Here is a 14700-nt window from a genome sequence, read left to right as displayed (position 1 = left end):
AAGCCGCGCACCCGCCCGCTTCGCAGATCAGTTCGGCACCGCCGCCTTGGCGCGGACGTCAGCGTTCACCGTGACGCCCCGCAGCACGTTGAATGCGGCGTGCAGCGCCTTGTCGTCCTTCTCGTCCGGCGGAACGTAGGACTGCGAGCCGGTCTGCTCGGTGCCGTCGGCAGCGGAGAGATGGCCGCGCATGCCGGCCTCGCCCTTGAGGTCGCCGCGATCCTTCAGTTCGTCCGGCACGTCCTGCTTCACCTCGATGTCCGGCGCGATGCCCTGCGCCTGGATCGAGCGGCCCGACGGCGTGTAGTAGCGCGCCGTGGTCAGCGCCAGCGCGCCGTTGCCAGCGCCGAGCGGAATGATGGTCTGCACCGAGCCCTTGCCGAACGAGCGCGTGCCGACCAGGGTCGCACGCTTGTGATCGTGCAGCGCGCCGGCCACGATCTCCGACGCCGAGGCCGAGCCGCCATTGATCAGCACCACGAGCGGCTTGCCCTTGGTGAGGTCGCCGCCGCGCGCGGTGAAGCGCTGCGTCTCCTCCGGATTGCGGCCGCGGGTGGAGACCACCTCGCCCCGCGGCAGGAACGTGCTGGAGACCGACACGGCCTGATCGAGCAGCCCGCCCGGATTGTTGCGCAGGTCGACCACGTAGCCGGCGAGCTTCTCCTGCGGGATCTCCTTGGAGATGCTGGCGACCGCCTTGCGCAGACTCTCGGTGGTCTGCTCGTTGAAGGATGTGATGCGGATATAACCGATGTCGCCGCCTTCGGTGTGATAGCGCACCGGGCGCACCTTGATGATCTCGCGCGTCAGCGTAACGTCGAGCGGTGCGTCCTTGCCCTTGCGCATGATGGTGAGCTTGGTCTTGGTGTTGACGCCGCCCTTCATCTTGGCGACGGCCTGCTCGAGCGTCAGTCCCTGCACCGCCTCGCCGTCGATCTTGGCAATGAGATCGCCCGAGAGAACGCCGGCCTTGGACGCGGGCGTGTCATCGATCGGCGCGACGACCTTGACCAAGCCCTCCTCCATGGTGACCTCGAGACCGAGTCCGCCGAACTCGCCGGACGTGGTCTCCTGCATGTCGCGCCAGGACTTGTCGTTCATGTAGCGCGAATGCGGATCGAGCGAGGACACCATGCCGTTGATGGCGCCTTCGATCAGCGCGGGATCGCTCGGCTTCTCGACATAGTCGGCGCGAACACGCTCGAACACCGCGCCGAACAGATTGAGCTGCGAATAGGTGTCGGCCATGCCGGCCGCGGCCTTGGCCTTCGCAACGAGTTGCGCGCCGTCGGGACCCGTGACCATCAGGGTCAGCCCGACGCCGGTCATCGTGCCCGCCAAGAACAGCCAGTTTTTTCGCATTGTTTGCTTCCCGAGCGTTTGTTGGATGGCCGGCCGATCAAATGGTCCGCACGCATCGCCGGCGCGATTTGTGTTGCGAACACACACCACATTTCCGGTTTCTTCAAGGCCGATATTGCGCCGCCGTACCGGGGCCCGACCGCCGGCGCTCGCATCCGAAATGGACGTTCACAGGCTGAAATCAAGCTCAAGGCTGCGCCGGCGCCGGGCCCGGCTGAACATACCCCGGCTTTCACGGACACCCATGATCACAATTCGACGAGCCGTGTACCACGCCGCGATTTGATGGCCTGGGCCTGCGGGGCGCCGCTCCCCGCGCGCGCCCGGGAAGCTCGAGTTCGGAATGGCTTGCTCCCGGCCCGCTCGATGGGCAATGCTCCGCAGCAAAACCGCAAGCATGACAGTCGCTGGGAGGCAAACATGAACCAACGGACCCCGATCGAGGCCGGGTGGCGGAACGTCGAACTCGGCTCGAGCGACGAGAAGTTCCAGAACCTGCACGAGCTCATCCGCAAGGCGCGCGCCCAGCTCAACCAGAACGCCTGGGACTACATCATCGGCGGGGCCGAAACCGAGACCACGCTGCGCCGGAACCGGATGGCGCTCGACGAGATCGCGTTCCGTCCGCGCGTGCTGCGCGACGTGTCCAGGGTCGATGCCTCGGTTGAAACTTTCGGACGCAAGCTGCGCCTGCCGGTGGTCATGGCCCCGGTCGGTGCGCTCGAAATCTTCGATCCGGCAGGGGCGGCCAGCGTGGCCCGCGGGGCGGGCCGATTCGGAGCCGTGCACATGCTGAGCTCGGTGTCGGAACCCGGGCTGGAGAAGACCGCCGAGGCCGCGCCCGACGCGCTGCGAATCTTCCAGCTCTATGTCCGCGGCGACGACGCCTTCGTCGAGGACTATGTGAGCCGGGCGGTCGCCAACAGCTACACCGCGTTCTGCCTGACCGTCGACACCGCCCATTACAGCCGGCGTGAGCGCGACATCGCCAAGCGCTACGTCCGCGAAAGCCGGCTGCGCGCGACCGGCGGCGACCACCAGAAGGCGCTGAGCTGGCACACCGTCAAGCTGATCAAGGACAAGTTCAAGCTGCCGCTGATCATCAAGGGCATCGCGACCGCCGAGGACGCGCAGATTGCGGTCGATCACGGCGTCGACTGGATCTACGTCTCCAACCATGGCGGCCGCCAGCTCGACCATGGCCGCGGAGCCATGCATGTGCTGCCGGAGATCGTCGCCGCCGTGAAGAGCCGGGCAAAGATCATGGTCGACGGCGGCTTCTGCCGCGGCACCGACATCGTCAAGGCGATCGCCTCCGGCGCCGACCTCGTCGGCATCGGCCGGCTGCAATGCTGGGCGCTCGCCGCGGCCGGCGAGGACGGCATCCTGCGCATGCTCGAGCTGCTGGAGGACGAGGTGATCCGCACGCTCGGCCTGCTCGGCGTCACCTCGTTCGCGGAGCTGAACGCGTCCTATCTGCATCCGGCGGCCGCCACCAACCTGCCGAGCGTGGTCAGCGCGTTTCCGCTGGTCGACATCGAGCCCTACCGGTATTGAGGAGGCGCCGCTTCCGTCCCACGCAAGGCATCGTCGACCCGCCCCATGCCCGCCTCCGCTCTCCGCCCCGGCGTCGCCGACGCGCTGCTGTTCGACCTCGGCCGCGTCGTCATCGACATCGATTTCGTCCAGGTGGTCTCGCGCTGGGCAGCGCATGCCGGCTGTCCGCCGGAGCGCATCGCCGCGCGCTTCGTGCGCGACGAGATCTATCACGGGCACGAGCGCGGCACCGTCTCCGATGCCGCGTTCTTCGCCAACCTGCGCCGGCAACTCGGCATCGACATCACCGACGCGCAGTTTCTCGACGGCTGGAACGCGATCTTCGTCGGCCCGATGCCGGGCATCGCCCCGCTGCTCGCACGCGCGGCTTCGAGACTGCCGCTCTATGCCTTCTCCAACACCAACCAGCCGCACATCGATCACTTCTCGCCGCGCTATGCCGACCTGCTTGGTCACTTTCGCGAGATCTTCCTGTCGTCGTCGATCGGCCTGCGAAAGCCGGATGCCGAGGCGTATGATCACGTGGTGCGGGCGATCGGCGCGCCGGCCGAGCGGATCGTTTTCTTCGACGATCTCGCTGAAAACATCGACGGCGCGCGAACGAGCGGGCTGCAGGCGGTGCTGGTGCGCTCGACGGCCGACATCGCCGCGGCGCTGGAGGCGCTCGGGATCTGATCGCGTCGCGCAAGGGTGCGTCATGGCCAGCGGCGTGACGTTCTGAAAGGCTGCGCTCGCAATGACGGTGCCCACTCGTGCAAAATTGTTCTCGCGACACGATGTGCCCGAGCTTTGCTGCTCTCATTTCACCCTCCTCCAATCGGAGGGCGCAGGGAATGCCGGGCTGCAGGCCGCAACCCATGGCCCGCCTGCAGAAAAAAAGCAGGCGGCAGTCACCACAGGTCCAGCCGACATCCGGCATTCCCTGCGCGATGGTCTTCACGCTTATACGCGATCTCCCCGGTGCCCGGCTTGTTGGCCACCGTCGCCGACGGGATCATCAGCACCCTTCGGCTTGGCATCAGCTTCGGGATGCCAGGACCACGCGACTTCACGTCCGCGCCATGCCGTTCGTCCGCGCGCCATCAGGGCACGCTGCGACACGTCGCGGCCACCGCATCCCGCGCTCCACGTCCGTGACGATCGCGAAGCGCCCCTCCTGTCGAGCACGGGACCAAATCAGCATAGCAGCTTTTTCCGAAAAAGCGAATCCTAAATGCGACCGCCGGCAACGGCGCCATCCGGCCCGTCTCCCGCCACATCCGCTGGCCGCAGACGAGCCGGCGCCTAAGCGCATCGGCATCGGCGGCGAGATCGTCAAGATCGCGCCGTGCTCGATGACCATCGTCGGCACGCTCGCCGATTGGTCGCAATGGACCGGCGTGACCTTCGACAGCTCGGGCGAGATCGAGGTCCCCGGTGCTCTCGTGCCCGTGCTCGCGTCGGTCGAGCACGACCGTGCCGCCTATGTCGAGCCGAATGTCTGGATTCGGCATCCGCTCTGACGCGGTGCAGGTCGTCCGCGCGACGATCAACGCGCCGGCACGACGCGCTCGTTGAGAAATCCGATCACCACGTCGAACGCCTGCCGTCGATTCCGCTCCATCAGGATCATGTGCGTGCCCTGCCCGATCTCGACCAGGCGCTTGTATGGCGCGCTCACGAGGCGAACGAACAGGTCGTGCGCCATCCCGAAGCGGACATCCACATCCCATTCCGTCGCGAGCACGAGAACCGGGCAGTCGATCGTGCTGGGATCGTAGATCGGCTGGTCCACGGTCCAATGCTCGTCCATGTGGCGCGTGCAGATCGAGGGCGTCGCGGCAACGCATATGACGATCGCCTATGACCGGCGCGGATTTGGTGAGACGGTCGCCTATGAGGAAGCTCATTCTCCGGTCGAGGACCTGCTCGCCGTCGTCGACGCGCTCGCGCCGGCGCGGCCGGCGACGCTGATTGCCTGCTCGCAAGGAGGCCGCATCGCGCTCGACTTCGCGCTTCGCCATCCGTCACGTATGGCATCGCTGGTGCTGATCGCACCTTCGATCAGCGGCGCGCCGGAGCCGGTCTATCCACCGGAGATCAAGGCGCTAACGGCGTCGTTGGCCGCTGCCGAGGCCGCACAGGATTGGGATCGGGTCAGCGCTATCAAGGCGCATCTGTGGGTCGACGGTCCCTTGCAGCGCGAGGGACGCATCTCCGGCGAGCCGCGCGAGACGTTCCTGAAGAAGAACGCCGCCGCACTCCGCGCGCCGCCAACCGGCGCGACTCTCGATGTGGCACCAGCCTTCCCACGCCTCGCGGAGATCGTCGCGCCATCGCTCGTCATCCGGGGGGACTTGGACTTTCCTCACATCCAGCAGCGAAGCAGGCTGCTCGCCGCAACAATGCCGAACGGGTCAGGACATGAGCTGGCCGGAACGGCGCACCTGCCGAGCCTGGAACGTCCGCAGGAGGTCATGCGGTTGATTGCGGACTTTCTCGCGCGATCGTGAGGCAGCGGCCCGGAAACGGCCCACAGCAGACGGTCAGAACGCAGGGAGCGGCCTAGGCCCTTGGCCGCGCCGTGCGCGTTCGGTTAGAAGGCGATTCATTCGATCTGCCGTCTCCGTCCGAAGGAACTCTCATGGCCCTGATGCCGGTGTCTGATGCGTTGTCCGCCGTGCTCGCCGGCGCCGAACCGCTGGCCGAGGAGCAGGTCGGGCTGGACGAAGCGTTTCACCGCATCCTGGCGCGGGACATCGCGGCGCTGCGGACGCAGCCGCCCGAGGCGATGTCGGCAATGGACGGCTATGCCGTGCGCGCGGCGGACGCCGCCCAGGCCAAGGCGCGGCTGAAGATCATCGGCGAGGTTGCGGCAGGGCGGCCGTTCGATCGCGTGGTTGGACCCGGCGAGGCGGCGCGGATCTTCACCGGTGGCGTTGTTCCGGAGGGCGCGGACGCGGTGGTGATCCAGGAGGACACAATCGCCGAAGATGGCCACGTCGTGATCACCGAGGCCGCGATCAAGGGCCGGCATATCCGGCCGGCGGGCGTCGACTTTCACCAGGGCATGGTGCTGCTGAAGTCCGGGCGCCGGCTCAGCGACCGCGACCTGTCGCTGGCGGCCAGCATGAATCATCCGGCGCTGCCGGTGCGGCGCCGGCCGAAGGTGGCGCTGCTCGCCACCGGCGACGAGCTGGTGATGCCGGGCTCGACGCCCGGCCCGGGCCAGATCGTCTATTCCAACGGCTACGCCTTGCGGGCGCTGGTGCGCAACGAGGGCGGGACCCCGATCGATCTCGGCATCGCCGCGGATACGATGGAGGCGACGATCGCCGGCATCCGCCGGGCCCGAGAGGCCAAGGCCGACATCTTGATCACGACCGGCGGCGCCTCGGTCGGCGATCACGACCTGGTCAAGCAGGCGCTCGAAGCCGAGGGCGTCGAGATGGCGTTCTGGAAGATCGCGATGCGGCCGGGCAAGCCGATGATGCACGGACGGCTCGGCGACGTCAGGGTGATCGGACTGCCCGGCAATCCGGTGTCGTCCTATGTCTGCGCCCTCCTGTTCCTGGTGCCGCTGATTCGGCGGCTGCTCGGCCGCGACGAGGCCGTGATGCCGCGCGAGACCGCCCTGCTCGGCCGCGAGCTCGGGCCGAACGATTCGCGCGAGGACTATCTGCGGGCGCGGCTCGAAGAGCGCGCCGACGGCACGCTGGTTGCGACCCCGGTGAGCCAGCAGGATTCGTCGCTGCTTGGGAATCTCGCGCTCTCGCAGGCGGTGGTGATCCGGCCGGCGTTTGCTCCGAAGGCGCCTGCCGGCAGCCCGTGCGAGATCCTGCGCCTGCCGAACTGAGCCGCTTCCCCGGTAAAGCCCGGTCTGTTCATCATATTTTTAGGATTGCGGAACACACATCGAACATATAGTGTCCGTTCATGATTTGTTTTTAGTATGTTGCGGGCGACGCGATGACGGTCCGACTCCAGGGCGCTCTCAGCCGGTTTGTGCGCGAGGCGCAGCTCCTGGACTCGGACGACAACAAACCGGGGACCAGGTCGAGATGCTGACGCGCAAACAGTACGAACTTCTGCGGTTCATCAACGAGCGGCTCAAGGAAGCCGGCGTGCCGCCGTCCTTCGACGAGATGAAGGATGCGCTCGATCTGCGCTCGAAGTCCGGCATTCATCGCCTGATCACGGCGCTCGAGGAGCGCGGCTTCATCCGCCGGCTGCCCAATCGCGCCCGCGCGATCGAGGTGATCAAGCTGCCCGAGCTGTCACAGGCCGCCAACAACCGCCGCGGCTTCACCCCATCGGTGATCGAGGGCAATCTCGGCAAGGTGCGCACCAGCACTCCCGCGCTGGACGATGGCGAGCGCCCCGTCGCAGTGCCGGTGATGGGCCGCATCGCCGCCGGTACCCCGATCGAGGCGCTGCAGACCCGCAGCCACACCATCAGCGTGCCTGCCGACATGCTCGGTAACGGCGATCACTACGCGCTCGAGGTACGCGGCGACTCCATGGTCGATGCCGGCATCCTCGACGGCGACATGGCGCTGATCCAGCGCAACGAGACCGCCGACACCGGCGACATCGTGGTGGCGCTGATCGACGATGAGGAAGCGACGCTGAAGCGCTTCCGCCGCCGCGGCGCATCGATCGCGCTGGAGCCGGCCAACACCGCCTACGAGGTACGCATCCTGCCGCCGAACCGGGTGAAGATCCAAGGCAAGCTGGTCGGGCTGTACCGCAAGTACTGATCGCGAATGGGATCGGTCGATGGGCGGCGGGCGCACGCGCTTTCGCCGCCGATCGGAGGCTGCCCAGCAAAATACGTCACGCGCGAATGCACCTCATGATGTGCAGCGCGGCATGCTCAAACGCTTGTGATCGGCCGCGGGCACACGCGATGCAGATCAGCGCAGAATTGCCGCGAAGCGCGCGCTAACATCACCATCGATGTCCACTCTGATAGAGGCCTGCGCCTGTCCGGGGGGAGCGTGGGTCGGCTATCTCTCAACGAGGAGCGATCCGATGTGTGACTACAGCCTCCATGCGGTTGCGTCCCGTCCCGCCAAGGTCGGCGAGACGTTGATCTCGATGACCTTCCGTGGCACCGCCACCCGCGGCTTCGCGCTGGAGAGCGAGCCGACCGTCGCAGTCTGCATGCTGCCCGGCACCGAGTTGGCCTTCGCCGAGGACGTCCGCTACGACAGCCGCTGGCTCTGGACCCGGACGATCCGCGAGCGCGTCGCAAAGTTCAACAGCATCGAGACTCACATTCCCGATCGCCATCACGACGCGATCGAATTCGCCGATGGCCGCCACGTGCTGGTGACCCAGCTCTGCGAGGGCCAGCGCGTCACCGTGCTGCAATTGCCGGTCAGCAAGCAGCCGGCGGAGCGACGCCCGGACATCGCCGAGGACGTGCCGCCTTCGCAGGCCACACCGATTCGCCGCATCAGCATCACCTGAGGGGTCTCCGCATCGGCATTTCTCTCGGTCGTGAGCGAGCTTTCGACCGTGGGAGATTTGGGTTCTGCAAGCGCAAAGTCCTCTCGGGCGAACCTCACGCCCCGGCATCGCATCGGATAGGAACGACATCCCTCGGCCGGCATGATGTGCCGGGGGAGCCTGCCGCCGTGGTCAACAAGATCGATTGGAACAAGGCCGCCGGGATCACCGAGCCCGGCTGCAATATGCTTGTGTTCGGATGGCTGACAGTCACGGCTGACGACATCGCCATCTGGCAACGCTATCCGCGCGCTGCGTTCACGCTGGCCGAAAGCCCCTCGCTGTTCGATGGACTTGGCAACATGGACCTGGCGACACCGAGTATCATCTCGGCACGTTCGAGCTGCCCGGCACTCAGTCTTCTTCGCCCTGCTCCGTCTCCGGCGGCGTCGCGTCCTGAGGCCGCACGGCCGGCGCGCGCGGCGTCAGCGTCGTGTCGAACTCGCCGGCCTCGGCGGGCGCCGGCCACCATGGGCGGTCAGTGCCGCCGGCGCGCGCCGGCGTGACGGCGAAGCTCCTGCCCTGCCGCACCAGCATCAAGGCGCCCTGCTGCCGCAACCGCTCGCGATCGATGACGGCCGCCGCGCAGGATGACGGCGCGGCGCGCGCGGTGACGATGAGCGCGGCACGGGCGCAATCATCGGCGAGCGCCTCGGCGCGCAGGGTCAGGGCGGCGAATCGGCCGTCGGCCATTGCGACCACGCAGCCCGCCTCGTCGCAGGAGACGCCATCGGTGAGCGATGAATCCGCCGGCAGCCGGGCATCGGCGTCGGCCGCGAGCCACTCCTTGGTGGCGAACACGTCCTTGCCGATGCGCATCGCATGCAGACGCCCGTCACGGCCGCGCACCGCCACCGCGCGCCCATCGCCGGCGATCAGCGCGTCGGGCAGCGGCGTCGCGGCGGCCCACGCGGTGGCCACCACGAGCCCCACGGCGCCCGACCAGCGCAGCGGTGTGCGCAGCAGGCCGATCAGGATGACACCGAGGCTGGCCAGGATCAGTGGACCGATGCCGAAGGCCGGGATGCGCCCGACCGCGCCGGGCAGCGCCGCCACCCAGCGCGTCACCGCGATCATCCAGTCGATGCCGAGGCCCATCAGCGTCCACCAGGGACCGTCGAGCCCGAACGGCGCCGCCACGAGGCCCATCAGGCCGGCCGGCATCACCAGCGCCGAGACGACCGGCATCGCTGCGAGATTGGCGAGCACGCCATACGGCGTGACGCGATGGAAATGGAAGGCGGCATAGGGCGTGGTCGCGAGCCCCGCGATCAGCGAGGCCAGCAACAGCATCGCAAGCTCGCGGCCGCCCCACAGCGCAATGCGCTGGGTGGTCGAGCTGTCCGGCGTCGCGAACAGTCTGGGCAGGCCGAACTGCACCAGCGCGACCAGGCCGAGCGTTGCCGCGAACGACATCTGGAAGCTCGGATGCACGAGCGCTTCCGGGGCCGCCACCAGTACGATCATCGCTGCGACCGCGAGCGTGCGGAAGGTGACGGCGCGGCGGTCGACCATGACCGCGATCAGCACGACCGCCGTCATGAAGAACGACCTTTGGGTCGCGACCTCCGCGCCTGAGAGCAACAGATAGAACGCCGCCGCGACCAGCGCCGCGGCCGCCGCCCATTTCTTGATCGGATGGCTGATGGTGAGGCCGGGGATCAGCGCCAGCAGCGCGCGCACGGCGAAGAATACGACGCCGGCGACGACCGCCATGTGATAGCCGGAGATCGACAGCACATGGCCGAGACCGGAGACGAACATCGCGTCGTTGACATCGGGCGTGATGGCGTCGCGCCGGCCGGTCAGCAGCGCGGTGGCGATGGCGCGCTCGTCGCCCGACAGGCGGCCGCGGATGCGTGCGTCGATCGCATCGCGCAGACCCTGCATGGCCGCCGCATAGCCCAGGCCGAAGCCGGCGGCCTGCGGCGGCGTCGCCGTCGTGATCGCGCCCATCACGAAGCCGGAGGCGCCGATGCCCTGGAAGAACATGTCGCGCGCGAAGTCGTAGGATCCCGGCCGCACCGGGGCCATCGGCGGCAGCAGCCGCGCCTTGAGCTGCACGAAGCTGCCGACCTCGGGCGCCGCGCCCTTGCGCACCGCGAGCCTGACACGCGCGATGGTGACGGCGTTGCGCGGGCTCTCCATCGACGTCACCCGCAGCACGATGCGGTCGCTGCGCTCGCGGATGTCGCGCGCCTCGACGAAGCCGGACAGCGCCACCGAATACAACGGCCGCGCCAGCACCGGATGCGCGACGCGCGCGGTCTTGACGGTCGCCGCGGCGAAGCCGCACGCCGCCGCCGCGATCATCACGGCAACCGGAAACAGCCGATGCCGCCGCATCATGATGGCGACGATGCCGAGCAGCGCCGCGGTGGTGGCGGCAATCCAGAGCACGGGCTCGTGATCGGCGGCGAAGTACAGCGCGATGCCGGCCCCGAACGCCACCGGCACCCAGGGTAGCAGCCGGCCCGCCCCGGCCTCCTCGGCCGCCCAGCTCTTCAGGCGGGCGGCGAACACCGACGACGCACCGGCCCCGATCGCGGGCCAGCCGCCGGCCAGCGCGCCGCGCGGCGGCCAGACATCGGCCATCACGCCCGCGATCCCGCGACGCCCTCCCGGCGGCCTGACCGGCTCCGCCATTGCCCCCACACCACCCGTTACCCGACGGGCGGAAAGGCTACCGGAAGCTGCGCGAGCGCGCCTAGCAGAACGGAACGGGAATCCTGGAAATCTGCACGGCCGCTGCGGGGGAACTTTTTGCGCCGCACGTGCTTTTCAGGGGATGGACGCCCACGACCCTGAAGACCCCTTCGCCGACCTCGCGCTCGAGAAGGCGATCCACCTGCGCTGGACTCTCCGGGACATCAAGGCCCACCGGCTGACGCTGTCCCCTGTCGCCGACGAAGATCTTTCGCTGCTCACCGAGCGCGGCCTCGTCGAACTCACCGATGGCGTGCCGACGCTGACCGAGGCCGGGCAGGACGCGATCAGCTGAGCCACACGCGTCCCGCGGTCCCCGCTTGCCTCACCCCTTCGCGACTTCCTTGGCGAAGGTGTCGCGCAGGCCGATGGTGCGGTTGAACACGAGCTTGTCGGGCGTCGAATCCGGATCGCGCACGAAGTAGCCCTGGCGCTCGAACTGCATCGGCGCGTCGGAATTGCTCGCGGCGATCGCCGGCTCGATGCGCGCGTCGGTCAGGACCTCGAGCGAGCTGGGATTGAGATCGGCAGTGAAGTCGGCCGCATTGGGGCTCGGATTGGCGAACAGCTGGTTGTAGAGGCGGATCTCGGCTGTCAGCGACTGTGCAGCGGGCAGCCAGTGCATCGTCGCCTTGACCTTGCGTCCATCCGGCGCGTTGCCGCCCTTGGTCGCCGGATCATAGGTACAGCGCAGCTCGACGATCTCGCCGGCGTCGTTCTTGATGACGTCGCGGCACTTGATGAAATAGGCGTAGCGCAGCCGCACCTCGTTGCCCGGCGACAGCCGGAAGAACTTCTTCGGCGGGTTCTCCATGAAGTCGTCCTGCTCGATATACAGCTCGCGGCCGAACGCGATCCTGCGCGTGCCGGCTGCGGGATCGTCGGGATGGTTGATCGCCTCGAGCTCCTCGACCTGGCCTTCCGGATAGTTCTCGATCACCACCTTCAGCGGCCGCAGCACCGCCATCCGGCGCAGCGCCGTGCGATTCAGCTCCTCGCGGATGCAGAATTCGAGCATGCCGACGTCGACGATGCTGTTCGCCTTGGCGATGCCGATGCGCTTGATGAACTGGCGCACCGCCGCCGGCGGCACGCCGCGCCGCTTCAGGCCGGCGATGGTCGGCATGCGTGGATCGTTCCAGCCGGCGACATGGCCGTCCTGCACCAGCCGCGTCAGCACGCGCTTGGATAGCAGAGTATAGGTGAGATTGAGGCGCGCGAACTCGTACTGGTGCGGATGCGACGGCACCGGCAGCTTGTCCAGGAACCAGTCGTAGAGGGGACGGTGATCCTCGAACTCGAGCGTGCAGATCGAGTGCGTCACGCCCTCGATCGCGTCGGACTGCCCGTGCGCGTAGTCATAGCTCGGATAGATCTTCCAGGCGTCGCCGGTGCGCGGGTGGTGGGCGTGCAGGATCCGGTACAGCACGGGGTCGCGCAGGTTGATGTTGCCGGCGGCCATGTCGATCTTGGCGCGCAGCACGCGCGCGCCGTTCGGGAATTCGCCGGCCTTCATGCGCCGGAACAGGTCGAGATTCTCCTCGACCGAACGGTCGCGGAACGGGCTGTTCCTGCCGGGCTCGGTGAGCGTGCCGCGCGACAGCCGAATGTCTTCCTGAGACTGGTCGTCGACATAGGCCAAGCCGGCCTTGATCAGGCCCTCGGCCCAGTCGTAGAGGCGTTCGAAGTAATCCGAGGCGAAGAACAGGTTGTCGCCCCAGTCATAGCCGAGCCAGCGCACGTCGGCCTGGATGGAATCGATATATTCCTGCTCTTCCTTGGTCGGATTGGTGTCGTCGAAGCGCAGATTGCAGCGACCGCCGAATTCCTGGGCAATGCCGAAGTTGAGGCCGATCGACTTGGCATGGCCGATATGCAGGTAGCCGTTCGGCTCCGGCGGGAACCGGGTGACGACCGTCTTGTGCCTGCCGCTGTCGAGATCGGCCTGGACGATGTCGCGGATGAAGTCGCGCCCTGCCTCTGCCGTCGCCGCCGTGTCTGTCGTCGTGGTCATCAAGAATATCCTGCTCCGGAATTTGGCAGCCTATCTGCCAAATCCGCTTCCCCCAAGGAAGGCTTTAGTTATGCGATAGGCCTGCTATACACCCCCCGCCCTCTTGAGCCCCTGCCTGGATTTCGTGCTGCCGCCCATGACCACCCCGATCGTCACGCGCTTTGCCCCCTCCCCGACCGGCTTTCTCCACATCGGAGGCGCCCGGACGGCCCTGTTCAACTGGCTGTATGCGCGCGGCCGCGGCGGCAAGATGCTGCTCAGGATCGAGGACACCGACCGCGAGCGCTCGACCAGTGCGGCGATCGATGCCATCCTCGACGGCCTGAAATGGCTCGAGCTCGATTGGGACGGCGAGGTCATCTACCAATATAGCCGCGCCGCGCGCCATCGCGAGGTCGCCGAGCAAATGCTCGCCAGCGGCATGGCGTATCGCTGCTATGCCACCGCCGAGGAGCTGGCCGCGATGCGCGAGAAGGCGCGCGCGGAAGGCCGCACCCGGCTCTACGACGGCATGTGGCGCGACCGCGATCCCAAGGAGGCGCCCGAAGGCGTCAAGCCGACGATCCGGCTGCGCGCGCCGCTGACCGGCGAGACCGTGATCGAGGATCAGGTCCAGGGCCGCGTGGTCTGGCAGAACGAGAACCTCGACGACCTCGTGCTGCTGCGAGGCGATGGCAATCCGACCTACATGCTGGCGGTCGTCGTCGACGACCACGACATGGGCGTCACCCACGTCATCCGCGGCGACGACCATCTGATCAACGCCGCGCGCCAGAAGCAGATCTACGATGCGCTCGGCTGGACGGTGCCGTCGATGTCGCACATCCCGCTGATTCACGGGCCCGACGGCTCGAAGCTGTCGAAGCGCCACGGCGCGCTCGGCGTCGACGCCTACCGTGCGATGGGATATCTGCCGTCGGCACTGCGCAATTATCTGGTGCGGCTCGGCTGGAGCCATGGCGACCAGGAGATCTTCTCGACCGAGGAGATGATCAAGGCGTTCGACCTGCCGGCGATCGGCCGCTCGGCGGCGCGGTTCGACTTTGCCAAGCTGGAAAATCTCAACGGCCACTACATCCGCCACAGCGACGATGCGGCGCTGGTGCGCCAGTTCGAGGACGTGCTGAATTACGTGCCGAACGGCGCGGCTCTCAAGGCCAAGCTCAACGACGCCACGCGCGCGCAGCTCACTCTGGCGATGCCGAGCCTGAAGGAGCGCGCCAAGACGCTTTTGGAGCTGATCGACGGCGCCGCCTTCATCTTTGCCGACCGGCCGCTTCCGATCGACGCCAAGGCCGCGGCCCTGCTGACGCCGGACAGCCGCGCCCTGATCGGCCGGCTGCGTGACGCGCTGGCCGCTGTCGCGTCCTGGAGCGGACCGGCCACAGAAGCCGCGCTGCGTGCGTTTGCTGAAGCCAACAATCTCAAGCTGGGCGCGGTGGCGCAGCCGCTGCGCGCGGCGCTCACCGGCCGAACCACCTCACCCGGTATTTTCGACGTTCTGGCGATCCTGGGGCGTGATGAATCCTTGGGCCGTCTGGAGGACCAGACCGCCTCATAAGGTCTCA

At 67.5% G+C, this 14700-nt stretch carries 13 protein-coding genes; 9 read left to right on the top strand and 4 right to left on the bottom strand.

Annotation, left to right across the window (positions count from 1 at the left end; genetic code table 11):
• Positions 1 to 27: 27 nt before the first annotated feature.
• Positions 28 to 1362, bottom strand: coding sequence for a S41 family peptidase (locus QX094_RS25025; protein WP_315827483.1), 1335 nt, complete (start codon positions 1360 to 1362; stop codon positions 28 to 30).
• A 420-nt stretch (positions 1363 to 1782) separates the two neighbouring features.
• On the opposite strand from QX094_RS25025, the gene QX094_RS25020 reads away from it, so the two are divergent.
• From QX094_RS25020 to QX094_RS25010, 3 genes are all read left to right on the top strand, one after another.
• Positions 1783 to 2919, top strand: coding sequence for an alpha-hydroxy acid oxidase (locus QX094_RS25020; RefSeq protein WP_316175271.1), 1137 nt, complete (start codon positions 1783 to 1785; stop codon positions 2917 to 2919).
• A 45-nt stretch (positions 2920 to 2964) separates the two neighbouring features.
• On the top strand, positions 2965 to 3594 hold the full coding sequence (locus QX094_RS25015) for an HAD family phosphatase (protein WP_316175269.1): 630 nt from the start codon (positions 2965 to 2967) through the stop codon (positions 3592 to 3594).
• A gap of 458 nt (positions 3595 to 4052) precedes the next feature.
• Positions 4053 to 4421, top strand: a complete 369-nt coding sequence (locus tag QX094_RS25010) for a hypothetical protein (RefSeq protein ID WP_316188249.1) — start codon at positions 4053 to 4055, stop codon at positions 4419 to 4421.
• A 26-nt stretch (positions 4422 to 4447) separates the two neighbouring features.
• Here QX094_RS25010 and QX094_RS25005 read toward each other — a convergent pair whose 3' ends face one another.
• Positions 4448 to 4711, bottom strand: coding sequence for a hypothetical protein (locus tag QX094_RS25005; RefSeq protein ID WP_315750918.1), 264 nt, complete (start codon positions 4709 to 4711; stop codon positions 4448 to 4450).
• On the opposite strand from QX094_RS25005, the gene QX094_RS25000 reads away from it, so the two are divergent.
• From QX094_RS25000 to QX094_RS24985, 4 genes are all read left to right on the top strand, one after another.
• Positions 4710 to 5411, top strand: a complete 702-nt coding sequence (locus QX094_RS25000; protein WP_316175267.1) for an alpha/beta hydrolase — start codon at positions 4710 to 4712, stop codon at positions 5409 to 5411. The two genes, QX094_RS25005 and QX094_RS25000, sit on opposite strands and share 2 nt — an antisense overlap.
• Positions 5412 to 5542: 131 nt before the next feature.
• The gene (gene glp, locus QX094_RS24995) at positions 5543 to 6754 is read left to right on the top strand and encodes a gephyrin-like molybdotransferase Glp (protein WP_316175265.1); all 1212 of its coding nucleotides are present in this window, start codon (positions 5543 to 5545) and stop codon (positions 6752 to 6754) included.
• A gap of 205 nt (positions 6755 to 6959) precedes the next feature.
• Positions 6960 to 7658 carry a transcriptional repressor LexA gene (lexA, locus tag QX094_RS24990; protein ID WP_172109545.1) on the top strand — a complete coding sequence of 233 codons (699 nt, stop codon included), beginning with the start codon at positions 6960 to 6962 and terminating at the stop codon, positions 7656 to 7658.
• A 274-nt stretch (positions 7659 to 7932) separates the two neighbouring features.
• A complete protein-coding gene (locus QX094_RS24985; protein ID WP_315711618.1) occupies positions 7933 to 8373 on the top strand; it encodes a hypothetical protein in 441 nt (146 codons plus the stop codon).
• Positions 8374 to 8766: 393 nt separating this feature from the next.
• Here the strand turns inward: QX094_RS24985 and QX094_RS24980 are convergent, their stop codons facing one another.
• Positions 8767 to 11058: a ComEC/Rec2 family competence protein gene (locus tag QX094_RS24980; protein ID WP_316170130.1), complete on the bottom strand. Its 2292-nt coding sequence runs from the start codon at positions 11056 to 11058 to the stop codon at positions 8767 to 8769.
• 142 nt (positions 11059 to 11200) lie between these two features.
• On the opposite strand from QX094_RS24980, the gene QX094_RS24975 reads away from it, so the two are divergent.
• Positions 11201 to 11413: a hypothetical protein gene (locus QX094_RS24975; protein ID WP_315711615.1), complete on the top strand. Its 213-nt coding sequence runs from the start codon at positions 11201 to 11203 to the stop codon at positions 11411 to 11413.
• 30 nt (positions 11414 to 11443) lie between these two features.
• Here the strand turns inward: QX094_RS24975 and QX094_RS24970 are convergent, their stop codons facing one another.
• Entirely contained in the window at positions 11444 to 13132 is a 1689-nt protein-coding gene (locus tag QX094_RS24970; RefSeq protein ID WP_316188248.1) for a glutamine--tRNA ligase/YqeY domain fusion protein, read from the bottom strand.
• Positions 13133 to 13268: 136 nt separating this feature from the next.
• On the opposite strand from QX094_RS24970, the gene gltX reads away from it, so the two are divergent.
• Positions 13269 to 14693 (top strand): glutamate--tRNA ligase, encoded by a 1425-nt coding sequence (gene gltX, locus QX094_RS24965; protein ID WP_316188247.1) that lies wholly within the window; start codon positions 13269 to 13271, stop codon positions 14691 to 14693.
• Positions 14694 to 14700 lie beyond the last annotated feature (7 nt).

Source organism: Bradyrhizobium sp. SZCCHNS1050 (assembly GCF_032484785.1).
Lineage (GTDB): Bacteria > Pseudomonadota > Alphaproteobacteria > Rhizobiales > Xanthobacteraceae > Bradyrhizobium.
This window is presented reverse-complemented; position numbering and strand designations above follow the sequence as displayed.

Excerpts from the sequence above, each read along its gene's own strand:
- QX094_RS25025 (WP_315827483.1), bottom strand. The coding sequence starts at position 1,362 with ATGCGAAAAAACTGGCTGTTCTTGGCGGGCACGATGACCGGCGTCGGG.
- QX094_RS25015 (WP_316175269.1), top strand. The coding sequence starts at position 2,965 with ATGCCCGCCTCCGCTCTCCGCCCCGGCGTCGCCGACGCGCTGCTGTTC.
- QX094_RS25020 (WP_316175271.1), top strand. The coding sequence starts at position 1,783 with ATGAACCAACGGACCCCGATCGAGGCCGGGTGGCGGAACGTCGAACTC.
- QX094_RS24985 (WP_315711618.1), top strand. The coding sequence starts at position 7,933 with ATGTGTGACTACAGCCTCCATGCGGTTGCGTCCCGTCCCGCCAAGGTC.
- QX094_RS25000 (WP_316175267.1), top strand. The coding sequence starts at position 4,710 with ATGTGGCGCGTGCAGATCGAGGGCGTCGCGGCAACGCATATGACGATC.
- gltX (WP_316188247.1), top strand. The coding sequence starts at position 13,269 with ATGACCACCCCGATCGTCACGCGCTTTGCCCCCTCCCCGACCGGCTTT.
- glp (WP_316175265.1), top strand. The coding sequence starts at position 5,543 with ATGGCCCTGATGCCGGTGTCTGATGCGTTGTCCGCCGTGCTCGCCGGC.
- QX094_RS25005 (WP_315750918.1), bottom strand. The coding sequence starts at position 4,711 with ATGGACGAGCATTGGACCGTGGACCAGCCGATCTACGATCCCAGCACG.
- QX094_RS24975 (WP_315711615.1), top strand. The coding sequence starts at position 11,201 with ATGGACGCCCACGACCCTGAAGACCCCTTCGCCGACCTCGCGCTCGAG.
- QX094_RS24970 (WP_316188248.1), bottom strand. The coding sequence starts at position 13,132 with ATGACCACGACGACAGACACGGCGGCGACGGCAGAGGCAGGGCGCGAC.
- lexA (WP_172109545.1), top strand. The coding sequence starts at position 6,960 with ATGCTGACGCGCAAACAGTACGAACTTCTGCGGTTCATCAACGAGCGG.
- QX094_RS24980 (WP_316170130.1), bottom strand. The coding sequence starts at position 11,058 with ATGGCGGAGCCGGTCAGGCCGCCGGGAGGGCGTCGCGGGATCGCGGGC.